Here is a 26,628-nt window from a genome sequence, read left to right on the forward strand (position 1 = left end):
GCGCGGTGGGGGCGCATAATTGCGAGGTTTCGGGTCTGGATAAAAGGAAGCGATGCGAATCGGACTGTTCGCCACCTGTCTGGTGGACCTCATGCGCCCGGAGATCGGGTTTTCGGTGCTGAAGCTGCTGGAATCGGCGGGTTATGAGGTCATGGTGCCCGAGGCGCAGACCTGCTGCGGGCAGCCCGCGTACAACTCGGGCGAGCGCGCCGTCTCGCGCGATCTGGCCGAAAAATTCCTGCGTGAGTTCGAGATGTTCGACTACGTGGTGATCCCCTCCGGTTCCTGCGGCGGCATGGTCCGCGCGCACTACCAGGACCTGCTGCGCGACGACCCCGAACTCCACGGCCGTTACGAGCGCCTGCGCGAACGCGTCTACGAACTGACCGATTTCCTGGTCAACGTGGCCAAGATCGAGACCGTCGACTCGGCATTTTCCGGCCACGTCACCTATCACGACTCCTGCTCCGGTCTGCGCGAACTCGGCGTCAAGCAGCAGCCGCGCGCGCTGCTCGGCAAGCTGCCCGGCGTGCAGTTGACCGAGATGAAGGATTGCGAGGCCTGCTGCGGCTTCGGCGGCACGTTCTCGGTGAAATACGGCAATATCTCGACGGCCATCGTCGACGAGAAATGCGCCAACATCCAGGCCAGCGGCGCTGATGCCGTGGTGCTGGGCGACCTTGGCTGCATGCTCAATATCGAAGGCCGGCTGCGCCGGTCCGGCGATACGCGCACCCGCGTGCTGCACATCGCGCAGGTCCTGGCGGGCGACGCCTGATCGATCGAACCTCGGCAAAATACGATGCAAGTCCACAGCATGGAATTCAAGGCGCGGGCCGGGCAGAAGCTCGCCGACCAGCGCCTCCAGCAGAACCTCAAGAAACTGTCGACGAAGTTCGTGACCGCGCGGGCCGATGCGATCCGCGACATCGACTTCGACGCCACGCGCGCCGCGCTCAAGGAGCGCCGCAACCGCGCGCTGGAAAACCTCGACGTCTGGCTCGCCAAGTTTGAAGAAAACGCGACCAAGCGCGGCGCCACGGTGCTGTTCGCCGAGACCACTGCCGACGCAGCCCGTCTGGTGGCCGAAATCGCGCAGAAGCATGGCGTGAAGAAGGTCATCAAGAGCAAGTCGATGGTGACCGAGGAGATGCGCCTGAACCAGGTGCTGGGCGAGATGGGCGTGCAGAGCATCGAGACCGATCTGGGCGAGTACATCCTCCAGATCAACGATGCCGAGCCGCCGTCGCACATCATCGCGCCCGTGATCCACAAGGACAAGGACGAGATTGCCGACCTGTTCGCCAAGGTGCACCACAAGCCGCGCCTGACCGACATCCCGCAGATGACCCGCGAAGCGCGCGAGGTGCTGCGCCCCGAGTTCCTGTCCGCGGACATGGGCGTGACGGGCGGCAACTTCATCATCGCCGAGACCGGCTCGGTGGCCGTGGTGACCAACGAGGGCAACGAGGGCATGTGCACGGTCATGCCGCGCGTGCACGTGGCCGTTACCGGCATCGAGAAGGTGCTGCCGACGCTGGAGGACCTGGCCACGGTGATGCGGCTGCTGCCGCGCTCGGCCACCGGGCAGGCGATCTCCAACTACTTTTCGCTGCTGACGGGCCCGCGCGCCGAGGGCGAGCGCGACGGCCCCGAGCATATGTACTTCGTGATCGTCGATGGCGGCCGGAGTGGCCTGATCGGCGGCGAATTCCAGGAGATGCTGCGCTGCATCCGCTGCGGCGCCTGCATGAACCACTGCCCGGTGTACCAGAAGATCGGCGGCCATGCCTATGGCTGGGTCTACCCGGGACCGATGGGCAGCGTGCTGACGCCAAGTTATGTCGGCCTCGCCAATGCCATCGATCTGCCGCAGGCCGCCACACTTTGCGGCGAGTGCAACAGAGTGTGTCCCGCCTCGATCCCGCTGTCCGACCTGCTGCGCAAGCTGCGCGAGAAGCAGATGGAACGCGGCCTGCGCCCGTGGCAGGAGCGCCTGTCGCTGCAGGTCTGGGGCTATGTGGCGCGCCGCCCGGCGCTCTACGCCTTCGCCACGCGCATGGGCGCGCGTCTGCTGGCGCGGATGGGGGGCCGGAATCGGCTGATTGCCAGCCTGCCGATGGCGGGCAAGGGCTGGACCGACTCGCGTGACATGCCCGCGCCGAGCGGCCGGACCTTCCGCGAGTTGTACAAGGAGAGGAGGGCGCGCGCATGAGTACGCACCAGGACAACCAGCGCGCGCTGAACGCGATGCGCGAGGCTTTGGCCAGCCATGTGGCCGGCACCATGCCGGTGGCGGACCTCGTCGGCGCATGGCGAGCGGCGGCCACGTCGCTGACGCTGCCGCCGGTATTCGGTCAGGCGATGGAGGAGTTGCTGCGCCGCCTGGAGATGTCGGCGGTGTTCGCGCAGGATAGCTGCTCGTTCTCGAGCACGGCCGTCACGGACCAGCTCAAACGCTGGCTGGACAAGGCCGAGGCGTCGTAAGCGTCGTAAGCGTCGTAAACGACAACGGCCGGGGAGCGCCCCCGGCCGTTATTCCATCCCGTTCGACTTAGCTCAGCAGCAGCGCGTCGTCATCCAGCTGCTCGTGCCGGGTCTGCTCGAACATGCGCAGCAGGTCGGGCACGTCGAGGCCCTTGCGTTGGTCGCCCGACACATCGAGCACCACCTGCCCCTGGTGCAGCATCACCGTGCGATCACCGTAGTCCAGCGCCTGGCGCATCGAGTGCGTCACCATCATCGTCGTCAGCTTGCTTTCCGAGACGATGCGCGCGGTCAGTTCCAGCACGAAGGCGGCGGTTTTCGGGTCCAGCGCGGCCGTGTGCTCGTCGAGCAGCAGGATGCGCGACGGCTGGAGCGACGCCATCAGCAGGCTCACCGCCTGCCGCTGGCCGCCGGACAGCAGGCCGATCCGGTCCGTCAGCCGATTCTCCAGCCCGAGGTTCAGCAGCCGCAGCTTGTCGCGGAACAGCTCGCGTGACGCCTTGTTCAGCGCCGGGCGGAAGCTGCGCCGCGAGCCGCGCGCCATGGCCAGCGCCATGTTTTCCTCGATGGTCAGCGCCTCGCAGGTGCCGGCCATCGGGTCCTGGAACACGCGGGCCACCAGATGGGCGCGGTCCCAGGCGGGCTGCCGGGTCACGTCGATGTCGTCGATGGTGATGCGGCCGCTATCCACCATCTGGTCGCCGCTGACGGCGTTCAGGAAGGTGGACTTGCCGGCGCCGTTGGAGCCGATCACGGCCACGAACTGGCCGCTCGGGATCTCCAGGTTCAGGCCGCGCAGCGCGCGGTTCTCGATCGGCGTGCCGGGGTTGAAGGTCAGCTTCAGGACTTGTGCGCGCAACATCTCAGGCACCTCCGTTCTTGCGGCCAAACAGCTTCTTGCGCGTCGCCGGTAGCACCAGCGCCAGCGTCACCAGCGCCGCCGTCACCAGATTCAGATCCTGCGCCTTGAGGCCAATGAACTCCGTGTTCAGCGCCAGCGCGATGAAGAATCGGTACAGGATGGCGCCCAGCACCACGGCCAGCGTCACATAGACCAGACGCCGCGCCGGCAGGATGGTCTCGCCGATGATCACGGCGGCCAGGCCGATCACGATGGTGCCGATGCCCATCGAGATGTCGGACCCGCCCTGGGTTTGCGCGAACAGCGCGCCGGCCAGCGCCACCAGCCCGTTGGAGAGCGCCATGCCGGCCAGCGTGGCACGGCCCGTAGGCACGCCCTGCGACCGCGCCATGCGCGGATTGGCACCGGTGGCGCGCATCGCCAGGCCCAGTTGCGATGAGAAGAACCAGTCCAGGCCGACCTTCGCCACGATCACCACCACCAGCAGCACCAGCGGGCGCAGCAGGTAGTCGGGCAGCCACTCGGGCTGGAGCACCGTGAACAGGGTCGGCTCGGTAATCAGCGGCACATTCGGGCGACCCATGATGCGCAGGTTGACCGAGTACAGCGCGATCATCATCAGGATACTGGCCAGCAGGTCCATGATCTTGAGCCGTACGTTGAGCCAGCCGGTGATCCAGCCGGCCACCGCGCCGGCCGCGATGGCGGCGAGCGTGGCCAGGAAGGGGTCCTGGCCGGCGGAGATCAGCGTGGCCGCCACGGCGCCGCCGAGCGGGAAGCTGCCATCGACGGTGAGATCGGGGAAGTTGAGGATGCGGAACGAGATCAGCACCCCGAGGGCCACGAGGCTGAAGATCAGGCCGATCTCCAGGGCGCCCATAAGGGAAAAGAGGGACATGGGGAAATCCTGTTGCGGGGGACCGGCCGGGCTGTCGCGCGGCGGGTAGGCGGCGCGTGCGCTGCGGTCCGGAGGCCCCGGCCGGCCGGATAGGCCGGGCCGGGGCCGGAGAGCGTCAGGCCGCGCAACCCCTCGGGGGCGGCGCGGCCCGTTGCGGGTCTTACTTGATGACGGTCTTGGCTTCCTTGACCAGTTCCGGCGCCAGCGTCACGCCTTGCTTGGCGGCGGCGCTGGTATTCACGAACAGTTCGAGGTTGTCCGAGGTCTGCGAGGCAATCGCGCCGGGCTTCTCGCCCTTCAGGATGCGCACGACGACCTTGCCGGTCTGGTGGCCCAGGTCGCTGTAGTTGATGCCCAGCGCGGCCACGGCGCCACGCTTCACGCTGTCCGTGTCAGCGGCCACCAGCGGAATCTTCGACTCGTTGGCCACCTTCACCAGCGCCTCGTAGGCCGAGACCACGTTGTTGTCGGTGTTCGTATAGATCACATCGACCTTGCCGATCAGGCTCTTGGCAGCCGGGCCGATGTCCACGGTACGCGGCGCGGCGGCTTCCTTGAGCGTCAGGCCCTGCTTGGCCAGCAGTTCCTTCAGTTCCTTGACCACCACCACCGAGTTGGCTTCACCGGGGTTGTAGACCATGCCGACGGTCTTGACCTTGGGCACCACGCGCTGGATCAGGGCCACCTGCTTGTCCAGCGGCAGCTTGTCCGAGACCCCGGTCACGTTGGTGCCAGTAGCGCCCCAGCCCTTGACCAGCTGGGCGGCCACGGGATCCGTCACGCCCGAATACACCACCGGCACCGTCTTGGTGGCGGCCACCACGGCCTGTGCGGACGGCGTGGCGATGGCCACGATCGCGTTCGGCTGGTCGCCGACGAACTTCCGGGCGATCTGCGCGGCCGTGCCGGTGTTGCCCTGCGCGCTCTGGTATTCCCACTTCAGGTTCTTGTCGGCGTCGTAGCCGGCAGCCTTCAGTTCGGCGCGCACGCCGTCGCGGATGGCGTCGAGTGCCGGGTGATCGACAATCGACAGCACTTTCACGGTCTGGGCCTGCACGGCGCCGCCGTACAGCACGGACAGGGCGACCACGCCGCCGAGAATCGTTTGGGTGGATGCCTTGAGGCGCGACTGAAGACGCTGCATGTAATTGTTCTCCCCCGAGGGTTCGGTACTTTGGAAGCCTGCGAGGATACCATTTTCGGGGCTCTCGCGGCTCCCTTTTAGTGCACCGGTCGGCCATATCCTGCTGTTAAACGCCTCGGGGGACAAGGCGTGCCGCAAATTATTGCGCCAGAAAGCCGATTATCGAGAATGTGTTGCGGTGCAGCATCCTCAGCCGGCAACGGGGTGGCGCAACGCGGCGGCACAGTCACGCACCAGAGAGGGGCCGCGATAGATCAGGCCGCTGTAGACCTGGACCAACTGCGCGCCGGCATCGATCTTCGCGCGCGCCTCGGCGCCGCTGAAGATGCCACCCACGCCGACGATCGGCAGGGCATCGCCCACCACGGCGCGCAGGGCGCGCACCACGCGGGTGGAGGATTCGAAGACCGGACGTCCCGAGAGGCCGCCCGCTTCCTCGGCATGGGGCAGGCCCTGGACCGCCTCGCGCGAAATCGTGGTGTTGGTGGCAATCACCCCGTCGATGCCGTGCCGCACGAGCGCATCGCCGATATTGCCGATCTGGTCGTCGTCGAGGTCCGGGGCAATCTTCAGGGCCAACGGCACGTAGCGCTTGTGCTGCTCGGCCAGGCGCTGCTGGGCGGTCTTCAGCGTGGAGAGCAGGCTGTCCAGCTCGCTGGCGCCCTGCAACTGGCGCAGGTTCTTGGTATTCGGCGACGAGATGTTCACCGTCACATAGCTCGCGTGCGGATAGACGCGCTCGAGGCAGTAGAGGTAGTCGTCAGCCGCGCGCTCGATCGGCGTATCGGCGTTCTTGCCGATATTGAGACCCAGCACGCCACCCTCGGCCTTCCAGCGCGACGCCTGGACGTTGGCCACGAAGGCATCCACGCCGCCATTGTTGAAGCCCATGCGGTTGATCAGCGCATCGGCCTGCGGCAGCCGGAACATGCGCGGACGCGGGTTGCCGGGCTGCGCGCGCGGCGTGACCGTGCCCACCTCGATAAAACCGAAGCCGAACGCGGCAAGGCCGTCGATGTACGCGCCATCCTTGTCGAGACCGGCCGCCAGCCCCACGGGGTTCGGGAAGCGCACGCCCATGACGGTGCGCGGATCGGCGGCGATGGTGTTGCCAAGGCAGCCGGCCAGGCCCATGCGCTGCGCGCGCATGAGGTTGTTCAGCGTGAAATGGTGGGCATCCTCCGCATCCATGGAGAACAGGGCGGGGCGAAACAGGGGATAGAGCGCGTTGAGCACGGGGAGGGGGCGCGGCCGGGGCCGGCGCGAAGTCGGTACCAGGGCGGCATTGTAGCGTGCGGCAGGCGCTACTCCTGGGCGGGCCCCGGTTGGGGTGGGGCGGCTGACGTGGTGACGGGCGCGGTGGCCTCGTCGTCGAACGGATGCCACTGGTTGCCCGTGAGCACCTGGAGCGGCCGGAAGCGCGCCTTGTAGGCCATCTTGCGGCTGTCGGCGATCCAGTAACCCAGGTAGAGGTGCGGCAGGCCCAGCTCGCGGGTCTGGTTGATCTGCCAGAGGATGTTGTAGGTGCCGTAGCTCGCGCCGACGGCCATCGGGTCATAGAAGGTGTAGACCGACGACAGGCCGTCATCGAGCACATCGATCATGCTGACCATGCGCAGGCGGCCCGCCTCGGGCGAGCCCGGCGGTTCGCGGAACTCCACCAGCCGCGAGTTCACGCGGCTTTGCAGCAGGAACTGCTCGTACTGGTCCCGGCTGTCCTGATCCATGCCGCCGCCTGCGTGGCGCATCGACTGATAGAGCAAATACAGCGCGTAATGCTCCTCGACGTAGGTCAGCGGCGCCACCAGCGCCTGCAGGTTCTCGTGCTGGCGCCAGGCGCGGCGCTGGCTGCGGTCCGGACGGAACTGGTCCACCAGCACGCGGCACGGCGTGCAGGCGCGGCATTCGTCGCAATAGGGGCGATAGGTGAAGATGCCGCTGCGGCGGAAGCCGGCGCGCACCAGCCGGGAGTAGACATCGGCATTGATCAGGTGCGCGGGCGTGGCCACCTGCGAGCGCGCCATGCGGCCATCGAGATAGCTGCAAGCGTAGGGCGCCGTTGCGTAAAACTGCAACGCGGAGAGCGGAAGTTCCTTCAGCTTGCTCATGGCTCGCTCATGACAAAAAGACGGAGGCGGCGGACACCGCGTGGCAGCATCCTGTCTGGCAGTCTATCAGAGCAAGCCGGGCGGCGTGTGCAACGCGGTGCAGATCCGCTGGCGTTGCAATGATGGGGCGAAGGTCATATACTGGCCACACCGCTTGAGAGGCGTCCCACTTATGGCAATCAGAGCCGGACAGTCGTGTCTCTCAGGCGGTTTTTCTTTTGTGCGCCACCGTCATGGTGGGCATGTCGCCACGTTCGCTGGCCCCCTCCCAAAGCAGTAGCCCCTTCGCGCGCCACACGCGCTCGAAATCCCTGTCTTCCTTCGCATAGATGCTCGCGAGCTCGTTGCAACGGGCGCGGCCGATTTGCTTGTCCGCATGCAGGATGGCAACGAGCGGGCCCAGATGAATGGTGTCGAAGGACAGCACTACCGCGTTCACATCATGCGGACGGGTGTGTGACCTGAAGATCGCCTTGGGTGCCAGCAGGGTGCCATATATCCCTTCCAGAAATCGCCGCGGCACGTTGTGCCGGAACAGCATTTTCTCGACATTGGCGACCTTCACGGCCAGCGGAAGGTCCGGGAAGCCAAGCTCCAGATAGCGGCGCGGCGTGTTGCCGAGCCGGATGGCGAGCCCCATTACCGTGTTGGCCTTGTCGGTCAGCAGCGTGGCACAGGTGGTCTTGAGAACGAGATCGTAATTGGGGTCTTTCATCCGGCAGGTGAACGGCAAGACACGCGAAGTAGCGAGTGTCTGCCCACCTGCCTTCAGGCGGATTTGCGCTGCGTCAAATAGCTGGCGCCCAGCGCGCCAGTACCGACTTGTCAAACTGCCACGGCGCGATGTCGGGCTGGGCGGTGGCGGCCCGGACGTGGGCGACGAAGTCCGCGCGCGGGATCGGGCTGGCGCCGAGGGAGGCCAGGTGGTCAGTTTCCTGCTGGCAGTCGATCATCGTCACGCCGTGCTGGTCGAGGAAGGCACAGAGTGCGGCCAGGGCGATCTTGGAGGCGTCCGTGCGCTGCGCGAACATCGACTCGCCATAGAACATGCGGCCCAGCGCCACGCCGTAGAGGCCGCCCACACGCTCGCCCTGGTACCAGCTTTCCACGGAGTGGGCGCGGCCGGCGCGGTGCAGGGCGCCGTAGGCGTTGACGATGTCGTCGGTGATCCACGTGCCGAACTGGCCGTCGCGCGCGGTCATGGCGCAGGTGCGCATCACGGCGATGAAATCGTCGTCAACGCGGATTTCCCAGTCCGGGTCACGCAGGGTGCGGCGCAGCGTCTTGCGCAGGGTGGCCGAGACCTTGAGCGCCTGCGGAGCCAGCACCATGCGCGGGTCGGTGCTCCACCAGAGCACCGGCTGTCCTTCGGAATACCAGGGGAAGATGCCTTGCCGGTAGGCCAGCAGCAGCCGCTGCGGCGAGAGTTCGCGACTGGCGGCGAGCAGGCCGGGCGCATCGCTGGCCGGGCCGAGCGCCCGCTCGACAGGCGGAAACGGGTCCTGTGGGTCCAGCCAGGTGATCATGGGGCGGGCAGGGCGTTGCCCGCGTTCAGGGGGTAACGGGCGGTGTGGCGGGCGACGTGGCCGGTGACACCTCGGTCGCCGGCAGCGGCGTGGCACGGCTGGTCAGCGGCCGCATCGGCTTGTCGATGTCCAGGCTGTGCAGCCGGAAGCTGCCATCGGCGATCCGGCCCGCCGCGCGGTCGGCGAAGAAGCAGCGCAGCGTGTGGATGACGGTGGGGAAGGCCAGGTCGTCCCAGGGCACATCGGCTTCATCGACCAGCTTGACCTCGAGGCTTTCCTCGCCCGGGGCGATGTCCAGGTCCTGCAGCGTCGCCAGGTAGAACAGGTGCACCTGGTGCACGTGCGGCACGTTGAGAATCGAGAACAGTTCGCCCACTTCCACGCGGGCGCCGGCTTCCTCGAGGGTCTCGCGCGAGGCGGCCTGGGCCGTGGTCTCGGCAATCTCCATGAAGCCGGCCGGCAGCGTCCAGAACCCGTAGCGGGGCTCGATGGCGCGCTTGCAGATCAGGATCTTGTCTTCCCAGACGGGGATCGTGCCCACGACGTTGCGGGGATTGACATAGTGGATGGTGCCGCAGCCGTCGCATACGCTGCGCGGGCGATTGTCGCCTTCGGGTACGCGCAGGACAACCGCATGACCACAGTTCGAGCAGAATTTCATGAGGGGCGTCCGGGAGGAATGGCGCCAAGTGTATCACCGCGCCGCCCGGCCGCTGCGGGCGCGATGTGCGCTCCTGGGGCGCACATCGCGCTGCCTCGGAGGGAGGTGGCTACTTGCGCTGAGTTGCCTTCGCGCCCCCCGTCGCGCCCGGGCTGGCGGTCGGCACCCAGTCCTCGGGGCGGTCTGGCGGCACGATGTCCGCCTTGCCCTTCCTGGGGTCCGGCAGGTTGACCGGCGCGGGCCGGTCGTTGCGGTGGCCCTTGGCGCCGTGTGCCGGCTTCTGGGCCGCCGGCTTGGCCGAGGTTTCGGCGAGGGCCGCGCCGCCCGCCAGCGTGGCACAGGCCGCCGTGCAAGCCGCCGCCCAGATCGCCATCGATTTCGCGCTACGCATGGTCATGTTGGGTTCTCCTTCCGTTGCGTGTGAGAAGCACCCTACGGACCTCGGGCGTCCGCCGCCATGGATTGACCTGGCGATGTGATGCAAGGTGCATCCTCGGCGCCATGAACATGATCGACATCAACTCTGTGGCGATTACGCCCCCTGCGACCTCGCCTGAACGGACCGCGATGCCTACCATCGGCCGCTCCTTTCCAACGCGGAGCAGAAAGATGAGAACAAGACACGTGGTGCGGTTGAGCGCAACCGCCCTGGCCCTGGCCATGTTCGTGGGGACGAGCATCCCCGCCATGGCCGTGACGGCGGCGAAGGAGAATGCCGCCACCCGCAGCAAGCCCCGGCCCAATCCCTTCCTCGCTGCAGAGGCGTACGCGGTGACCCATTTCGACCCCGCTCAGACCGATGTGATGCCTTACGCGCTCCCGCGCGGCACCTTCCATGTCGATCTGCGCAAGGCCCCACGCGTGCAGGCCGGGCCGATCAGCATCATGACCCTGGCCACGCCGTCGCCGCGCTATATGTGGGCGGCCTCGTCGGGCGGGGTTTCCTATGTGGATGTCAGCGATGGCGGCTGGCGCGAGGTGGCCAGGCTGCCCGATCCAGACGCGAGGCCGCTGCCCGCCGGCCTGCTCGACAAGATCCTCGCCGAACCGCTGGACGATGTCGCGCGCGTGGAGAAGGCGGTCAAGACCGACCTGGCGCTCGACCGCAAACGGATCAGCGCCAATATCTATGTGGTGTCCGGCAAGGATGGCGTGCTGTATGCGACCAATCGCTCCGCGGTCCGCGCCTATGGACTGGTCGATCCGAAGCGCCCGGAAGCGGGCATCAAGCTATTGCGGACGATCGATCTCAAGGATCGCCTGACGGCGGTGGAGAATGCCGGCGGCGTGATGCTGAACATGACATATGACGGCCATCTGGTGGTGGGCGCCGCGCAGTCCATCCGCGTGCTCGACCGCGACTTCAAGCCCGTCGGCGATGCGTTCCAGTTCCCGGAAGGCGAGATCGTCTCCAACGCGATGGCGGTCGACGAGAAGAACGGCATCTATATCGCCTCCGACAAGGTGATGCGCAAGCTTGTGTGGACCGGGAAGACGCTCTCCCGCGATGCCGCGCACGGCGCCTGGGAATCGGCCTATGACTCGGGCCAGACGCCGATGCCCAGCGTGAAGTTCGGCAATGGCACGGGCTCCACGCCGACCCTGATGGGCTTCGGCGACGATGCGGACAAGCTGGTGGTCATCACCGACGGCTCTGACCGCATGAAGCTGGTGGCCTTCTGGCGCGACGAGATCCCGGCCGGCTTCACGCAGCGGCCCGGCACGAAGTCGAACCGCATCGCCGATCAGATTCAGGTCACCTGCGGGCTGCCCGGCAGCACGCCCTACGTCCAGTCCGAGCAATCGGTGGTGGCGCTGGGCTATGGCGCGTTCGTCGTGAACAACATCCGGCCGAAGGGTGTGGCGGATCGACTGGTCGATGTGCTTGCGGGCGGCCCGGCGCTGACGCCGGCGGCGGGCGCGGAGCGCTTCGAGTGGGATACGAAGACCAAGGCGTGGCGCTCGGTGTGGACGCGCAACGATGTGGTGTCCACGAGCATGGTGCCGACCGTGAGCGGTCCGTCGCGGATCGTGTTCGTGAACGGCTATACCAAGGCGGACGGCTGGGAAGTGACTGGCATGGACTGGGAAACCGGCAAGACAGTCCATCGCTCGATCTTCGGTCAGGACAATCTGGGTAACGGCGCCTATGCACTGATCCAGTCCTTGCCGAATGGCGACCTGCTGTTCAACAGCATCGGCGGCCCGACGCGTGTGAAGTACCAAGCGACCGCCAAGTAAGGACGGCGGCCGGAAAACAAAAAACCCGCCTGATTGGGCGGGTTTTCTTGTTGCAGCGTGTTCTGCTGCGTATTCGTTCCGGCGGTTGGTTGCGGGGGCAGGATTTGAACCTGCGACCTTCGGGTTATGAGCCCGACGAGCTGCCAGACTGCTCCACCCCGCGTCCGTCGAAGAGCTGAGAGTATATGACAACCGTTTGCGCAATGCAACACCTTTGCCTCTCGCTTCTGATGAGTGCCGTGCAACCGGCACCCATCTTCCCGTTAGAGCACGCGAAGGGGTCCGTGGTTCAGGTCGATTTCGGGGTTTCGGTTGTGCGCTGCCACAGCGTCGCTTCGAACTCGAAGCTGTCGCGCTGCTGCAGGTCGTCGCGTTGCCAGATCACGCGGTCGGGGCGCACGGTCAGCATCCACGTGGTGGTGGCGAGCGGGTTCGGCTGGTCGAACGCGCGTGGCGTCAGCACCGCTGCGCACGGGCCGCGCTCGGGGTCGCGCACGGAGGTGTAGCGGATCAGGCCCAGCCCGGCTTCTCGCGCCAGACGGCCGAAGTCCTGGCAGGGCGCGTGGTCGTCGGGATCGGTCCAGCGCGGGTCATCGTGGAACGGGGCGGCGTCCAGCGCCACGCCGTCGGTCTTCACGCTGACCTGGAACAGCGTCTGCGCGCGGGCGTCGATGCGGGGCAGCGCGGGGCTGTCGAGCAGAAAGCGCCAGCGCCAGTAGCCCAGTTCGGCACAGGCTGTGCGAATGGCGTCGGCGCCATAGAACACGCCCGGGTCCTGTCCGCCGCGAAAGCGCGAGCCCCAGGGCGAGGGGGGATATCGGAAGGGCGTGAAGATCAGATAGTGGAGGTGGCGCGCGTCGGGGGGTACTGCGGGTTTGCCGGCGTCGAGCACGGCTTCGAGCACGGCCTGTTCCTCGAGGCTGTCCACCAGGGGCATGGTCGAGACCACATGCTGGGCCTCCACCGCCCGCCACAGTTTGAGCGCGAACGGCTTGCGCTCAGATGCGACCGCGGGTGGCGTCCAGGTAGTGAACGACACGTACGAGCCCTTCAGTCGTGCGAATCAGCTCGAGCGGCTTGCCGCCAAGCGAGAGGTTGTCATGGGTGAGCCACAGCCGCGCCTGCTCGTCGTGGCCGAGGATGGCATCGAGCGAGCGGAACAGGCGCACGAACAGCACGCCGAACTCCCACTCCTTGCGGTGCGCATCGAGCACATAGCCGCCGGACGCCATGCGCGAGACCGACGCCGTGCTGATGCCCAGCACGCTGGCCACGATGGCCTGGCTGATGCCAAGAAAGCCGGCCGCGCGCATCACGGCCTTGGTGAGCGTGGCGCCGGGGTTCACGCCGCCGGCGGGCTCGGTGTCCGGAATCTGATGAGATTGCATCGCCTTTGCTCCTTTCTTGGGAAACATTATAGGCGGTGTATTTCAGAAGGAAAGGCCGTGACATAGGCTGTAAAGTGCCTAATACGTCTCAATGTGGAGCCGTCCCTCCGCGCGCAGCGTGGCCTCCAGGTCCGTCCAGGACTGGCCCGCCGCCGCGCAGACCTCGCCGAAGGCGGCCAGCACGCCTTCCTCCATCCCCTTCAGGCCGCAGATGTACACATGGCCATGGGGGTCGGCAAGCAGCGCGGCCACCTGCGGGCTGGCTTCGCGGATCGCATCCTGCACATAGCGGCGCGGCATCTCGGCATCGCGCGAGAAGGCGAAGTGAATGTCGAGGAAGTCCTTGGGCAGCTTCAGCAGCGGGCCGAAATAGGGCAGTTCACGCTGGTTGCGCGCGCCGAAGAACAGCAGGCGGCGCCCATCGAAACTCGCCATATTGCGACGCATCCGCTCGGTCATCGCCCGCATCGGTGCGGAGCCGGTGCCCGTGCAGATCATCATCACGCTGGCCTCGCGATGGTTGGGCATCAGGAAAGTACTACCGAAGGGGCCGACGACCTGCACCGTGTCGCCCTTGGCCAGGTCGCACAGGAAGTTCGACGCCACGCCGCGTACCGGCTGCCCGTCGTGGTCCTGGTTCACGCGCTTCACGGTCAGCGCGAGGTTGTTGTAGCCGGGGCGCTCGCCGTCGCGCGGGCTGGCCACCGAGTACATGCGGATGTAGTGCGGCTTGCCCGACGCATCGGTGCCGGGCGGCACGATGCCGATGGCCTGCCCCTCCAGCACCGGGAAGAACTGGTTGCCGAAGTCGAGCACGATGTGATGGATGTCGCTCGACGCCTCTTCGGCCGTCAGCCGATAGTTGCCGGCCACCGTGGCCGACACCGGCGCGCGCACGCCGTGCAGGTTGACATAGGGATGCGCGGCCGACCATGGCGCCTTGGGCGAGGTATGCCGGCTGGTTTCCACGGCCTGCACGTCGGTGGCGGGCGCCTTGCCAGTGCCGGCGGCGGCCTGGGCCAGGGCCTCGGCGGCCGTGGCGGTGGCGGACGTCGCCGCGTCGATCTCGGCCTCGGGCAGCGGCACCTGGGCTGGCAGCTCGTCCCAGAGCAGTTGGGCGTCGATCGGATAGGCCTCGCCGCGCAGCATCGTGCGCCAGTTGTCGATGGCGCCCGTGGGGCAGGGCGACAGGCACGCGTTGCAGCCGTTGCAAACCTCGGCCTTGACCACGTAGTTGCGGTCGTCGTGGGTGATGGCGTCGATCGGGCAGGTGTCTTCGCAGGTGTTGCAGCGAATGCAGATTTCCGGATCGATCAGGTGCTGCTTGATGATGTCGGGGGCGCCCATGTCGGCCTCTTATCCAGTGATTCAGCGATCTAGTTGAAACGGACGTATTCGAAATCCACCGGCTGGCGGTTCACGCCCACCGCCGGCGGGGCGATCCAGTTGGCGTAGCGGCCCGGCTCCACCACGCGGCCCATCAGCGAGGCCACGAAGGCGCGGTCCGCGTCGGTGGCCAGCCAGGTGTCCGCGTTGGCCTGCCAGGCGGCTTCGCTCAGCACCTCGCCGGTCGGCGAGACATGCACATTGGCGAAGGTGCCGATCTTGCGGTTGAACGCCTTGTGCGGCACGGTCAGCCGGAACGGAATGCCGGCCTTCTCGATCACCTTGTTCCAGCGCGCCACGCCGCCGACCGAATCCTTGATGTAGTCGTCGCGCAGCACCTCGTTCAGGGCGTTGAGCATCGGCACCTCGCGCTCGGCCAGCTTGCCGTCGCGCACGTCGAGGATCCGGTACACGTCGCCCTTGAGCACGTGGTCGTCGCCGCGCTTGCCTTCCTCGAAGCGGCCCTTCAGCCCGGCGCTGTAGAAGGTGGCCGCGTTGGAGGACTGGTCGGCGCCGAACAGGTCGATCGTCACGCTGTAGTGGAAGTTCAGGTAGCGCTGGATGGTCTCCAGGTCGATCACGCCGGCGGCGCGCACGTCGGCCGGGTCCTGGATGTCGCGCTCGCGCATGACCTCGCAGGTACGCTGGATCACGCGCGAGACGCCGCTTTCGCCCACGAACATGTGATGGGCTTCCTCGGTCAGCATGAAGCGCGTGGTGCGCGCCAGCGGGTCGAAGCCGGACTCGGCCAGCGCGCAGAGCTGGAATTTGCCGTCGCGGTCCGTGAAATAGGTGAACATGAAGAAGGCGAGCCAGTCCGGCGTGCGCTCGTTGAAGGCGCCCAGGATGCGCGGATTGTCCTCGTCGCCCGAGCGGCGGCCCAGCAGCGCCTCGGCTTCCTCGCGGCCGTCGCGGCCGAAGTGGCGGTGCAGCAGGTAGACCATCGCCCAGAGGTGGCGGCCTTCCTCCACATTGACCTGGAACAGGTTGCGCAGGTCATAGAGCGACGGCGCGGTCAGGCCCAGGTGGCGCTGCTGCTCCACGGACGCCGGCTCGGTATCGCCCTGCGTGACGATGATGCGGCGCAGATTGGCGCGGTGTTCGCCCGGCACCTCCTGCCACGCGGCCTGCCCCTTGTGCTCGCCGAAGTGGATCTTGCGCTCGGCGTCCGCCGGTTGCAGGAAGATGCCCCAGCGGTAGTCGGGCATCTTCACATGGTCGAAGTGAGCCCAGCCGGACGGGTCCACCGAGACCGCCGTGCGCAGGTAGACATCGTAATTGTGCGAGCCATCGGGGCCCATGTCGCGCCACCAGTCGAGGAAGGCGGGCTGCCAGTGCTCCAGCGCGCGCTGCAGGGCGCGGTCATCGGAGAGGTTCACGTTGTTCGGAATCTTCTGGCTGTAGTCGATGCTCATGGCCGGGGTCTCCTTGGGTCTGGTTGTCGTTCGGTCGAAGGGGGCGGTCAGACCCGGTCCCAGTCGAAGCGTGCCTTGTTGCCGGTGCCGAATACCTTGAGCGCGCCTTGCTCGCCCACGGCGTTGGGTCGATTGAAGATCCAGTTCTGCCAGGCGGTGAGCCGGCCGAAGATGCGTGTTTCCATGGTCTCGCGCGGGCCGAAGCGCAGGTTGGCTTCCAGGCCGGTGAGGGCGTCGGGGGAGAGGCTCGCGCGTTCCTCCAGCGCGATGCGGATCTCGTCTTCCCAGTCGATGTCGTCCGGCGTGGCCGTCACCAGCCCCAGCGCCTCGGCCTGCGCGCCGTCCAGCGGCTGGCCGACTTGAGCGCTCACGGCCTCGATGGCGGCGGTGTCTTCATAGAAGCGCGCGGCGAGCCGCGAGAGGCCGTTCGGCATCGGATATCGCCCGAAATTGGCGTCATGGGCGACCAGGCGCGGGGCGGTGTCGGGATCATCCGGCAGTTGGAGCATGTAGCTGCGGTCGGCGGCCAGCGCCAGTTCGAGCAGCGTGCCGGCGAAGCAGGAGGTCGGCTCGATCAGCGCGAACAGGCTGCGCGACGAGACGTCCAGCCGCGCCAGCGTCCGGCGCAGCATGCCGATGGTCTCGCGCACGAACCAGTGGCTGGCGTGGGCCTCCATCAGCGTATCGGCGGCCAGCACCTCGGCCGCATCGCCCTCGGTCTTGAGGATCCACATGCCGATGTCGAGATGATTGGTGCGCAGCGTGAGGATGGCGTCATCGAGTTCGCGCGCCATCTTGAGCGGCCACCACTGGGCGCCGGCGGCCAGGATGGCGTCGAGGTCGCGCGGCTGGTCGGCGGCGGGTGCCGAGACCGTCAGCGTGGCGCGGCGCGCCGTGGTGTCGATTTCCACGCGCACGGTGTCGTAGCGGTAGCCATCGGCGTTGTCTTGTCGGTCGAGGGGCGTCAGCGTCACGCCCTTGGCGTCGGCGGGGCGGTCGCTCTGGGCGGCCAGCGCCTGCGCCCGCTCGCGCACGTGTTCGGCGAAGCGCGCGGGTTTGACGACATCGTCCACCAGCTTCCAGTCCTTGGCGCGCTGGCCGCGCACGCCCTCGGTGGTCAGGCAAAAGATGTCGGCGTGGTCGCGGCGCACGCGGCGCTTGTCGGTCACGCGCGTCAGGCCGCCGGTGCCGGGCAGCACGCCCAGCAGCGGTACTTCGGGCAGGCTGACCGCGGAGGAGCGGTCATCCACCAGCAGGATTTCGTCGCAGGCCAGCGCCAGTTCGTACCCGCCGCCGGCCGTGGTGCCGTTGCAGGCGGCGATGAACTTGATGCCGGAATGGCGGCTGGCATCCTCGATGCCGTTGCGCGTCTCGTTGGTGAACTTGCAGAAGTTCACCTTCCAGGCGTGGCTGGACTTGCCGAGCATGAAGATATTGGCGCCCGAGCAGAAAATGCGGTCGCGGGCGCTGGTCAGCACCACGGTGCGCACTTCGGGATGCTCGAAGCGGATGCGCTGCAGGGCGTCGTGCAGTTCGATATCGACGCCAAGATCGTAGGAATTCAGCTTCAGCGCGTAGCCGGGCCGCAGGCCACCTTCCTCGTCCACGTTCATGGACAGTGTGGCGACGGGACCGTCGAAGGTCAGCAGCCAGTGGCGATACTGGGACGGATGGCGCGCAAACGTAACGGGGGCCGGGACCGACATGGGGCGTGTCTCCTTGATGCACTATAGTGCCTTCATCTTTGAGATGAAATATAGTGCATCGACGGAGGCGATGCAAGGCCCGATGCAGACCGGCTGGCTTGTCGACGTTCAGCCGATAGCGGGCATCTGCGCGCGCAGGGCCTGAAGTGAGCTGTTGGCGTCCTGGCCGCTGGTGTCGATCGACACATCGGCGCGCGAGTAGAGCGGCGTGCGCGCCTGGAGGATGCGGCGCAGGTCGGTCATGGCCTCGCGGTTGCCTTCCATCGGCCGCATATCGCCCTGCGCCACCACGCGCGCCATATGTTCCTCGGGCGAGGTGCGCACCCAGACCGTGTAGCAGCGCGCCAGCAGCAGGTTGAAGGTGGCCGGCTCGGAGACCAGGCTGCCCGGCGTAGCCAGCACCATCGTGTCGTGCTCGCGCAGCACACGCTCCAGCGCGCGCATTTCGTAGCGACGGTAGGCGGCCTGGCCGTAGAGCGAGTGGATTTCGGAGAGGCTCGCGCCGGCTTCCTGCTCGATCGCTGTGTTCAGTTCGACGAAGGGGATGCCCTCGGCCGCCGCCAGCGCCCGGCCCAGCGTGGATTTGCCGGCGCCGCGCAGGCCGATCAACGCGATGCGGCGATGCCGCGCATCGCGCGATTCCGCCGGGGACAAGGCGTGGCGGGCCGCTTCGCGCACGCGGGCGAGGTCGCCGGCAGGCAGTTGCGCCAGCCATTGCACGAGCTGCGAGAACTCGGCGGCGCGCTGGCTGCCGGGCTGCTCCGCGCCGCCCGCCGGATCGGCGTGGCCATCCACCTCAGCCAGGACCACGGGCAGCGGCACGTCCAGCGCGCCGGCCACGTGGCGCAGCAGCAGTACCGAGGCGTTGCCGGTGCCGGTTTCCAGATTGGCGAGGTAGCGTTCGGACACCCCCGCGCCACGCGCGAGGTCCTTGCGGGACATGCCGCGCGCCGCGCGCAGCGAGCGGATGCGCTCCCCGAGGTGCGTCAGATAGGGATCGCGCTCCGCGGTCCGGTTGTCGGCATTCGCTTCGGCATTCAGTGACGGTTCGGGGTCGCGACGCATGGGAAAAAGTTCGGGATGAGGCCAGCCAGGGCGGCATTATACGTGCGACAAAGTGCTGGTCGGCGGGTGCTGCATACTGTTATATAGTGCATACCCTCGCTTGCATAATAGTCGATGTGAAATAAAATGCATCGACATCGGCGGCAAAGACTGCCGGTCACGAGACAGCCAGAACAAGACCATCGCTGTAGCCGATCCCGCCGCACCCGTCGAGCCATCGCCGGGGCGGCCAGAGGAGTGGAGACATGACGCCCCCGACCCCCAGCGCCGAGACGGTCGTCGCCGCGCTGCCCGCCCGTTACAACGCGGCCGATGACCTGTTGTCGCGCCACCTCGCCGCTGGCCGTGGCGCCAAGGTGGCCTATATCGACGATACCGGCCCGACCACCTTTGCCGAACTCGACGCGCGCTGCCGCCGCTTTGCCGGCGCGCTGCGCCAGGCGGGCTTCCGGCGCGAGGAGCGCGTGCTGCTCTGCGCGCTCGATACCATCGATTTCCCGACCGTGTTTCTCGGTTGCCTGCTGGCAGGCGTGGTGCCGGTGGCGGTGAACACGCTGCTGACCGTGGACGACTACGCCTACATGCTCGACCACAGCGGCGCGCGGGCGGTGGTGGTGTCCGCGCCGCTGCTCGGCACGATGCAGGCGGCCATCGACAAGGCGGGCATCCACGTCGATGTGATCATTGCTGCACCTTATGTCGAGAGCACCGGCTTGCCGACCGTGGCCGCCATGCTGGATAGCGCGCCGCCGCTGACGGAAGCCCTCGCCACCGGCCCGGACGACATGGCGTTCTGGCTCTATTCCTCCGGCTCCACGGGCCGCCCGAAGGGCACGGTGCACACGCACGGCAACCTGTTCCACACCGCCGACCTCTACGCGCGGCAGGTGCTCGGCCTGCGCGAGGACGACGTGGTCTTCTCGGCCGCCAAGCTGTTCTTCGCCTACGGGCTGGGCAATGCGCTGACCTTTCCGCTGTCGGTGGGCGCCACGACCGTGCTGATGGCCGAGCGGCCCACGCCGCAGGCGGTGTTCCAACGCCTGGCCACGCACCGTCCTACCGTTTTCTGCGGTGTGCCGACGCTGTTCGCCGGCCTGCTCGCCGCGCCGGACCTGCCGCCGCGTGATGCCGTGGCGCTGCGCGTCTGCACCTCCGCCGGGGAGGCGCTGCCGCGTGACATCGGCGACCGCTTCCTGGCCCACTTCGGCTGCGACATCCTCGACGGCATCGGCTCCACCGAGATGCTCCACATCTTCCTGTCGAACCAGCCCGGCAGGGTCCGCTACGGCACCACCGGCCTGCCGGTGCCCGGCTACGAACTGAAGCTGCTCGACGAGCGCGGCGAGCCCTGCGCGGCGGGCGAAATCGGCGACCTCTATATAAAAGGGCCCTCGGCGGCGCTGATGTACTGGTGCAATCGCGAAAAGAGCCGCGACACCTTCGTCGGCGCCTGGACCCGCAGCGGCGACAAGTACCTGCGCGATGAAGCGGGCTACTACACCTACGCCGGCCGCAGCGACGACATGCTCAAGGTCGGCGGCATCTACGTCTCGCCGTTCGAGGTGGAGGCGGCGCTGGCCCAGCATCCGGCCGTGCTGGAAGCCGCCGTGATCGGCGTGGCCGATGCCGCCGAGCTGGTCAAGCCGAAGGCGTTCGTGGTGATGCGCCCCGGCCACCAGTGGCACGACGGCATGGCGGCCGAGCTGCAGGCCTTCGTCAAGTCGCGGCTGGCGCCCTACAAATATCCGCGCCAGATCGAGTGCGTGGACGAGTTGCCCAAGACCGCCACGGGCAAGATCCAGCGATTCCGGCTGCGCCAGCGCGAAGACGCCGCGCGGCACGCCTGAGGGGCCGCCATGGAGACTACCGTGGACACCGCGCTGGTCAAGGTGCCGTTCGACGGCCGCACACTCGACATCGAATACCAGTGGATAGCCGCGCGCCGGAAGCATCGGCCCCTCGTGGTCTTCCTGCATGAGGGCCTCGGCTCAGTCAGCATGTGGCGCGATTTTCCGCGCAAGCTGTGCGAGGCGGGCGATTTTCGCGGGCTGGTTTTCTCGCGCTACGGCTACGGCCGTTCCACACCGCGCCCGCCGGAGGAGCAGTGGGGCGTGGATTTCATGCACCGCCAGGCGCGCGAGGCGCTGCCGGCCCTGTTCGATGCCCTGGAGATCGGCCCCGGACGCCGCCACGGCAAGCCCTGGCTGCTGGGCCACAGCGACGGCGGCTCCATCGCCCTGATCCACGCGGCCAGCTTCCCGGACGATGTGGATGGCCTGACCGTGCTCGCCCCCCACATCATGGTGGAAGACATTTCGGTACACAGCATCGCCGCCACGCGCGAGACCTACCTCCACACCGACCTGCGCGCCCGGCTGGCGCGCCACCACGCCCACGTGGATTCCGCCTTCTGGGGCTGGAACGATATCTGGCTCAACGCCGATTTCCGCCACTGGGACCTGCGCCCGATGCTCGACCATATCCGCTGCCCGGTGCTGGCCGTGCAGGGCGAGGACGACGAGTACGGGACCATGGCGCAGATCGAGGGTATCCATCGATATGCCCCGCAGACCGTGCTGCTTAAACTCGCGCGCTGTGGACACTCGCCCCATCGCGACCAGGCGGGGGCGTTGACGGCGGCCTCGGCGGCGTTTATAACGGCACATACTTCAACCTTAAAATAATTCGACCCCGGGGAGGAAGCACCCATGCAACGCACCGCATTGCGCAGGCCGCTGTTTACATCGCTCGTCACCTCGATTTCCGCCACGCTGCTGGTCGCCGGGGGCAGCGCGCTGGCGCAATCAGCCCAGCCGGCACAGCCGGCCCCGGGCGGCAAGATCAAGGTGGGCTTCATGCTCCCGTACACCGGCACCTATGCGGCGCTGGGCTCGGCCATCGAGAACGGGTTCCGCATGTACGTGCAGCAGCAGGGCGGCAAGCTGGGCGGGCGCGACATCGAATATTTCAAGGTGGATGACGAATCGGACCCGGCCAAGGCCCCCGAGAACGCCACCAAGCTGATCAAGCGGGATCAGGTCGACGTGGTGGTGGGCACGGTGCATTCGGGCGTGCAGATGGGCATCGTCAAGGTGGCCAAGGAAAACAACACGCTGCTGATCATTCCGAACGCCGGCGCCGACGAGGCCACCGGGCCGCTGTGCGGGGCCAATATTTTCCGTTCCTCGTTCTCGAACTGGCAGCCCGGCTATGCCATGGGGCAGGTGCTGGCCGAGCGCGGCATGAAGAAGGTGGTGACGCTGACGTGGAAGTACGCGGCGGGCGAGCAGTCCGTGAAGGGCTTCAAGGAAGCCTTCGAGGCCAAGGGCGGCAAGGTCGTGAAGGAGTTGAGCCTGCCGTTCCCGAACGTGGAGTTCCAGGCGCTGATCACCGAGGTGGCCTCGCTCAAGCCGGACGCCGTGTTCGTGTTCTTCGCCGGCGGCGGCGCGGTCAAGTTCGTCAAGGACTGGCAGGCGGCTGGGCTCAAGGACAAGATTCCGCTGTACGGCTCCGGCTTCCTGACCGATGGCACGCTGGAGGCCCAGGGCACGGCGGCGCAGGGGCTGGAAACCACGCTGCACTATGCCGATGGCCTGACCAACGCCCGCGACAAGACCTTCCGCACCGACTACGCCAAGACCTACAAGCTCCAGCCGGATGTGTACGCGGTGCAGGGCTACGACGCCGCGCAGCTGCTGGCCGCCGGCGCCAATGCCGTGAAGGGCGATATGTCGCGCAAGCCGGACGTCATCAAGGCCATGGAAGCCGCCAAGGTCGACAGCCCGCGCGGCGTGTTCACGCTCTCCAAGGCCCACAACCCGGTGCAGGACTTCTACCTGCGCAAGGTGGACGGCCGCGAGAACAAGGTCAGCGGCGTGGCGGTGAAGGCCCTGGCCGACCCGGCGCGCGGCTGCCGCCTGTAAGGCGCCGGCGCACCGCCGGCGTGAATCGAGACTGGCCCCAGCATGGACATCGTTTCCTTCCTCATCCAGTGCCTGAACAGCGTGCAGTACGGGCTGCTGCTGTTCCTGGTCGCCAGCGGGCTGACGCTGATCTTCGGCATCATGGGCGTGATCAACCTCGCCCATGGCAGCTTCTACATGCTGGGCGCCTACCTGGCGTTCACGCTGGCCAGTCTCACCGGCAACCTGTTCATCGCGCTGCCGCTCGGCATCGTGCTGGCCGTGGCGTTCGGCTACGTGCTCGAATGGGCGTTCTTCAGCTACCTCTACCAGCGTGACCACCTGCAGCAGGTGCTGATGACCTACGGCCTGATCCTCGTGTTCGAGGAGCTGCGCAGCATCCTGGTAGGCGATGACGTGCACGGCGTGACGATTCCCGGCCTGCTCGACGGCGCGCTGCCGATCGGCAACGACATGACCTATCCGGTCTACCGGCTGTTCATCTCGGCCGTCTGCCTGCTGGTGGCGGGGGCGATGTACTGGGTCATCCGCCGCACCCGGCTGGGCATGATGATCCGCGCCGGGGCCACCAACCGCGAGATGGTGCAGTCGCTCGGCATCAACGTGAACGTGCTGTACCGGCTGGTGTTTGCGCTGGGCGTGGCGCTGGCGGTGCTGGCGGGGATGATTGCCGCGCCGGTGTCGTCGGTCTACCCGGGCATGGGCGGGCAGGTGCTGATTGTCTGCTTCGTGGTGGTGGTGATTGGCGGGATCGGGTCGGTCAAGGGGGCGCTGGTGGCCTCGCTGCTGCTCGGCTTCGTCGATACCTTCGGCAAGGTGTTCTGGCAGGACGCCGCCGGCGTGCTGATCTACGTCTTGATGGCCTTGATCCTGCTGTGGAAGCCCCAGGGGCTGTTCCGGGCCGGCTGACCTGCGTGCTCCATCGATGAAACCGACTCTCTCCGCTCCCCCGCTGCAAGACGTGCGCCGGCCGCTTTGGCTGGCGGCGCTGGGCTGGCTCGTGGCGCTCGCCGTGCTGGCCGTGGCGCCGCTGCTGCTGACCGCCGACAGCCACAAGTTCTATATCGAGCTGCTGAGCAAGGTGATGATCATGGCGATCTTCGCGCTCTCGCTCCAGCTGCTGATTGGCTACACCGGGCTGGTGAGCCTGGGCCATGCCGCCTACTTCGCCGTGGCGGCCTATGCCACGGCCATGCTCGCGCCCGAGGGCGGGGCCGGCAACGGCTGGCTGCTGCTGCTGGGCGCGCTGGGCGCTGCGGGGGCGCTGGCGCTGGTGGTGGGGGCGCTGGTGCTGCGTACGCGCGGCGTGTACTTCATCATGGTTACGCTGGCCTTCGCCCAGATGGTCTATTTCGTGTTCCACGATACGAAGATCGCCGGCGGCAGCGATGGCACCTATATCTACTTCCGGCCCGAATTCAGCCTGCTGCGGGACCGGCCGCTGACCGTCAACGACCCGGTGAACTTCTACTGGCTGGTGCTGGTGGCGCTGGTGCTGACGGTGGTGGCGCTGGCGGTGCTGCTGCGCTCGCGCTTCGGCCACGCGCTGGTCGGCATCCGTCATAACGAGCAGCGCATGCGGGCGGCCGGCTATGCCACCTATCGCTACCAGCTCGGCGCGTTCGTGGCCGGTGGCGTGTTCGCGGGGCTGGCGGGCTATCTCTACGCCATCCAGTTCGGCTTCGTGAACCCGGAAATCGCCTCGTGGCACCAGTCGGGCAATGCCATGCTGATGGTGATCCTGGGCGGCGTGGGCAGCCTGGCCGGCGCGGTGCTGGGCGCGTTCTCGTTCGTGCTGCTGGCCGAATGGTTCAGCACGCTGACCAAGCACTGGCAACTGCTGATGGGCGGCTTCATCATCGTGGCCGTGGCGTTGCTGCCGCGCGGGCTGGTCAGCGTGCCGGCCGTGCTGCGCCAGCGTTCGCCGCGCCGGCGCGGCAATGGTGGGGCGGCAGGCGAGGCCGCTGCTGACAGCCACGCGCGCAGCCGGGAGGCCGTATGACGGAAGCCATCCCCGTGTTGCAGGCCGAAGGGCTGACGCGCCGCTTCGGCGGGCTGACCGCCGTGGACAGCGTGAACCTGACGCTGCGCCTGCACGAGATCCACGCGGTCATCGGCACCAACGGCGCCGGCAAATCCACCCTGATCAATATGCTGTCCGGCGAACTGCCGCCGTCCACCGGCCGCCTGCGGCTGCAGGGCGAGGACGTGACCGGCTGGAGCCAGCCCCGGCTGGCGCGGCAGGGCATCGGCCGCAGCTACCAGCGCAACAACATCTTCCTGCCGCTGACCGTGCGCGAGAACTGCCGGCTGGCGGCGCAATCACGCGCGCAGCGGGCCTGGCGGCTGTGGGAGCCGGCGCAGGCCTGCCGCACCAGCCGCGCGCTGGCCGACGAAGCCATGGAGCGCGCCGGCCTGGCCGCGCACGCCGGGCGTCTCGCCAGCGAACTCGCCCACGGCCAGAAGCGCCAGCTCGAAGTGGCGATGTGCCTGGCCACGCAGCCCGTGGCGCTGCTGCTGGACGAGCCGCTGGCCGGCATGGGCGCCGAGGAATCCGCGCGGATGCTGGACCTGCTGCGCGGCCTGCGCGACGGCCACGCGATCCTGCTGGTCGAGCACGATATGGAGGCGGTCTTCGCCGTAGCCGACCGCATCACGGTGATGGTCAACGGCGCGGTCATCGCCACCGGCGATCCGGCCGCGATCCGGGCCAACGAGGCGGTGCAGCTGGCCTACCTCGGGGAAGAAGAAGGGGCCCACGCATGAGCGCGGCATCGCCGGACATCATCGACGCCATCGGCGTGAACGCCTGGTACGGCTCCAGCCATGTGCTGCGCGGGGTGGACATCCACGTCGGCGCAGGCGAGACCGTGGGCCTGCTGGGCCGCAACGGCATGGGCAAGAGCACGCTGCTGCGGACCCTGCTGGGCCATGTGCGCCAGCGGGAGGGCGATATCCGCGTGGCGGGCCGGGATGTGTCCCGCGCCCAGCCGCACGAGGTGGCGCGGCTCGGCATCGCCTACGTCCCCGAAGGGCGTGGCATTTTTCCGAATCTGTCGGTCCGGGAAAATTTGTTGATGGCGGCGCGGGCGGGTTGCCATGGCCGCAAGGACTGGGACGAGGCGCGCGTGCTGGACCTGTTCCCCCGGCTCAAGGAGCGGCTGTCCCATGGCGGGCAGCAGTTGTCGGGCGGGGAGCAGCAGATGCTGTCCATCGGCAGGGCGCTGATGACCAACCCGGACTGTCTGGTGCTCGACGAAGCCACCGAGGGTCTGGCGCCGAAAATCGTGCGGGAGATCTGGCACGTGATCGAGACGGTGCGGGCCACCGGCATCGCCTCGGTGGTGGTGGACCGCAACTACCGCGCCGTGCTGGCCCATGCGGACCGCGTGGTGGTGCTGGAGAAGGGGCAGGTGGTACTGGCCGGCCCCGCCGCCGATCTGGCCGCCGCGCCGGCTGCGCTCGACCGCTACCTCGGCGTTTGAACCGTCCTGCATCAAGTAACGCATCGATCTCTTTTGTGGTCGTGCCGCAACGGTGGTGCGCGGTGCGGCGCACCCTTCGGGGGCCAATCCGCCCGAATCCGCCTTGACCCGCCGCCGCTTCTTTCCCATCCTTGATCGGTCACCGAGCCCGCGATGGGCATCTTCCACAGTGGTCGTATTAGTTCACTTCATCTAGAATGCGCCCGTTTGTGCAATGCAATAGAGGCCACTAAGCCCCCGAGCGGCCGGAGCCGCTTGCGTGAGAGAACCCGTGCCCAGAACGTCACATTGTCTGGGGTGCCATCCATGGCCGGGGAGGCGCAAGCCGGTCCA

General features: G+C 67.4%; 26 protein-coding genes and 1 tRNA gene. 11 read left to right on the top strand and 16 right to left on the bottom strand.

The window, feature by feature from the left end; translation table 11 throughout:
* Positions 1–52 precede the first annotated feature (52 nt).
* The 3 genes from BM115_RS09170 to BM115_RS09180 are packed head-to-tail and all read left to right on the top strand — an operon-like array spanning position 53 to position 2,487.
* Complete coding sequence (locus BM115_RS09170) at positions 53–778, top strand: (Fe-S)-binding protein (protein ID WP_092292861.1); 726 nt, start codon at positions 53–55, stop codon at positions 776–778.
* Positions 779–802: 24 nt separating this feature from the next.
* A complete protein-coding gene (locus BM115_RS09175) occupies positions 803–2,215 on the top strand; it encodes a LutB/LldF family L-lactate oxidation iron-sulfur protein (RefSeq protein ID WP_092292863.1) in 1,413 nt (470 codons plus the stop codon).
* Positions 2,212–2,487: a hypothetical protein gene (locus BM115_RS09180; protein ID WP_092292865.1), complete on the top strand. Its 276-nt coding sequence runs from the start codon at positions 2,212–2,214 to the stop codon at positions 2,485–2,487. The genes BM115_RS09175 and BM115_RS09180 overlap by 4 nt, the downstream gene beginning before the upstream one ends.
* 67 nt (positions 2,488–2,554) lie before the next feature.
* On the opposite strand, the gene BM115_RS09185 is transcribed toward BM115_RS09180, so the two are convergent.
* The 9 genes from BM115_RS09185 to BM115_RS09225 all read right to left on the bottom strand — a co-directional run bounded on the left by BM115_RS09185 (position 2,555) and on the right by BM115_RS09225 (position 10,083).
* On the bottom strand, positions 2,555–3,349 hold the full coding sequence (locus BM115_RS09185) for an ABC transporter ATP-binding protein (protein ID WP_092292867.1): 795 nt from the start codon (positions 3,347–3,349) through the stop codon (positions 2,555–2,557).
* A 1-nt stretch (position 3,350) separates the two neighbouring features.
* Positions 3,351–4,247, bottom strand: coding sequence for an ABC transporter permease (locus tag BM115_RS09190; RefSeq protein ID WP_092292869.1), 897 nt, complete (start codon positions 4,245–4,247; stop codon positions 3,351–3,353).
* A gap of 160 nt (positions 4,248–4,407) precedes the next feature.
* Positions 4,408–5,391 carry an ABC transporter substrate-binding protein gene (locus BM115_RS09195; RefSeq protein ID WP_092292871.1) on the bottom strand — a complete coding sequence of 328 codons (984 nt, stop codon included), beginning with the start codon at positions 5,389–5,391 and terminating at the stop codon, positions 4,408–4,410.
* A 189-nt stretch (positions 5,392–5,580) separates the two neighbouring features.
* Positions 5,581–6,627, bottom strand: coding sequence for a quinone-dependent dihydroorotate dehydrogenase (locus BM115_RS09200; protein ID WP_092292874.1), 1,047 nt, complete (start codon positions 6,625–6,627; stop codon positions 5,581–5,583).
* Positions 6,628–6,695: 68 nt separating this feature from the next.
* Positions 6,696–7,499, bottom strand: a complete 804-nt coding sequence (locus BM115_RS09205) for an arginyltransferase (RefSeq protein ID WP_092292876.1) — start codon at positions 7,497–7,499, stop codon at positions 6,696–6,698.
* 202 nt (positions 7,500–7,701) lie between these two features.
* The gene (locus tag BM115_RS09210; protein ID WP_092292878.1) at positions 7,702–8,214 is read right to left on the bottom strand and encodes a MuF-C-terminal domain-containing protein; all 513 of its coding nucleotides are present in this window, start codon (positions 8,212–8,214) and stop codon (positions 7,702–7,704) included.
* A gap of 73 nt (positions 8,215–8,287) precedes the next feature.
* Positions 8,288–9,025 carry a leucyl/phenylalanyl-tRNA--protein transferase gene (gene aat / locus BM115_RS09215; RefSeq protein ID WP_092292880.1) on the bottom strand — a complete coding sequence of 246 codons (738 nt, stop codon included), beginning with the start codon at positions 9,023–9,025 and terminating at the stop codon, positions 8,288–8,290.
* Positions 9,026–9,050: 25 nt separating this feature from the next.
* Positions 9,051–9,686: an NUDIX hydrolase gene (locus BM115_RS09220; protein WP_092292882.1), complete on the bottom strand. Its 636-nt coding sequence runs from the start codon at positions 9,684–9,686 to the stop codon at positions 9,051–9,053.
* A gap of 109 nt (positions 9,687–9,795) precedes the next feature.
* Complete coding sequence (locus BM115_RS09225; protein WP_092445153.1) at positions 9,796–10,083, bottom strand: hypothetical protein; 288 nt, start codon at positions 10,081–10,083, stop codon at positions 9,796–9,798.
* A 212-nt stretch (positions 10,084–10,295) separates the two neighbouring features.
* On the opposite strand from BM115_RS09225, the gene BM115_RS09235 reads away from it, so the two are divergent.
* On the top strand, positions 10,296–11,927 hold the full coding sequence (locus tag BM115_RS09235; protein WP_218158023.1) for a hypothetical protein: 1,632 nt from the start codon (positions 10,296–10,298) through the stop codon (positions 11,925–11,927).
* Positions 11,928–12,013: 86 nt separating this feature from the next.
* On the opposite strand, the gene BM115_RS09240 is transcribed toward BM115_RS09235, so the two are convergent.
* From BM115_RS09240 to BM115_RS09270, 7 genes are all read right to left on the bottom strand, one after another.
* Positions 12,014–12,090, bottom strand: a tRNA-Met gene (locus BM115_RS09240).
* A gap of 126 nt (positions 12,091–12,216) precedes the next feature.
* The gene (locus tag BM115_RS09245; protein WP_177219879.1) at positions 12,217–12,966 is read right to left on the bottom strand and encodes an RES family NAD+ phosphorylase; all 750 of its coding nucleotides are present in this window, start codon (positions 12,964–12,966) and stop codon (positions 12,217–12,219) included.
* Positions 12,926–13,315, bottom strand: a complete 390-nt coding sequence (locus BM115_RS09250; protein WP_092292890.1) for an MbcA/ParS/Xre antitoxin family protein — start codon at positions 13,313–13,315, stop codon at positions 12,926–12,928. Before BM115_RS09250 ends, BM115_RS09245 begins: the two co-directional genes overlap by 41 nt.
* Before the next feature lie 78 nt (positions 13,316–13,393).
* Positions 13,394–14,662: a benzoyl-CoA 2,3-epoxidase subunit BoxA gene (boxA, locus tag BM115_RS09255; protein WP_092292892.1), complete on the bottom strand. Its 1,269-nt coding sequence runs from the start codon at positions 14,660–14,662 to the stop codon at positions 13,394–13,396.
* A 29-nt stretch (positions 14,663–14,691) separates the two neighbouring features.
* On the bottom strand, positions 14,692–16,116 hold the full coding sequence (boxB, locus tag BM115_RS09260; protein WP_092292894.1) for a benzoyl-CoA 2,3-epoxidase subunit BoxB: 1,425 nt from the start codon (positions 16,114–16,116) through the stop codon (positions 14,692–14,694).
* Between the two features lie 47 nt (positions 16,117–16,163).
* A complete protein-coding gene (boxC, locus tag BM115_RS09265; protein WP_092292896.1) occupies positions 16,164–17,822 on the bottom strand; it encodes a 2,3-epoxybenzoyl-CoA dihydrolase in 1,659 nt (552 codons plus the stop codon).
* Positions 17,823–17,930: 108 nt separating this feature from the next.
* Positions 17,931–18,887: a helix-turn-helix transcriptional regulator gene (locus BM115_RS09270; protein ID WP_092292898.1), complete on the bottom strand. Its 957-nt coding sequence runs from the start codon at positions 18,885–18,887 to the stop codon at positions 17,931–17,933.
* A gap of 245 nt (positions 18,888–19,132) precedes the next feature.
* Here BM115_RS09270 and BM115_RS09275 point away from each other — a divergent pair, with 245 nt between their 5' ends.
* From BM115_RS09275 to BM115_RS09305, 7 genes are read left to right on the top strand one after another with little or no spacing between them, the layout of a single operon-like run.
* Positions 19,133–20,734, top strand: coding sequence for a benzoate-CoA ligase family protein (locus BM115_RS09275; RefSeq protein ID WP_092292900.1), 1,602 nt, complete (start codon positions 19,133–19,135; stop codon positions 20,732–20,734).
* A gap of 9 nt (positions 20,735–20,743) precedes the next feature.
* Complete coding sequence (locus BM115_RS09280) at positions 20,744–21,571, top strand: alpha/beta fold hydrolase (protein ID WP_092292902.1); 828 nt, start codon at positions 20,744–20,746, stop codon at positions 21,569–21,571.
* Positions 21,572–21,595: 24 nt separating this feature from the next.
* Positions 21,596–22,810: an ABC transporter substrate-binding protein gene (locus BM115_RS09285; RefSeq protein ID WP_092292904.1), complete on the top strand. Its 1,215-nt coding sequence runs from the start codon at positions 21,596–21,598 to the stop codon at positions 22,808–22,810.
* Between the two features lie 42 nt (positions 22,811–22,852).
* Positions 22,853–23,719 (top strand): branched-chain amino acid ABC transporter permease, encoded by an 867-nt coding sequence (locus tag BM115_RS09290; protein WP_092292907.1) that lies wholly within the window; start codon positions 22,853–22,855, stop codon positions 23,717–23,719.
* Positions 23,720–23,735: 16 nt separating this feature from the next.
* Positions 23,736–24,812 carry a branched-chain amino acid ABC transporter permease gene (locus BM115_RS09295; RefSeq protein WP_092292909.1) on the top strand — a complete coding sequence of 359 codons (1,077 nt, stop codon included), beginning with the start codon at positions 23,736–23,738 and terminating at the stop codon, positions 24,810–24,812.
* Complete coding sequence (locus tag BM115_RS09300; RefSeq protein ID WP_092292911.1) at positions 24,809–25,576, top strand: ABC transporter ATP-binding protein; 768 nt, start codon at positions 24,809–24,811, stop codon at positions 25,574–25,576. The genes BM115_RS09295 and BM115_RS09300 overlap by 4 nt, the downstream gene beginning before the upstream one ends.
* Positions 25,573–26,295 (top strand): branched-chain amino acid ABC transporter ATP-binding protein, encoded by a 723-nt coding sequence (locus BM115_RS09305; protein ID WP_092292913.1) that lies wholly within the window; start codon positions 25,573–25,575, stop codon positions 26,293–26,295. The genes BM115_RS09300 and BM115_RS09305 overlap by 4 nt, the downstream gene beginning before the upstream one ends.
* Positions 26,296–26,628 lie beyond the last annotated feature (333 nt).

Source organism: Cupriavidus sp. OV096 (assembly GCF_900115455.1).
GTDB lineage: Bacteria > Pseudomonadota > Gammaproteobacteria > Burkholderiales > Burkholderiaceae > Cupriavidus.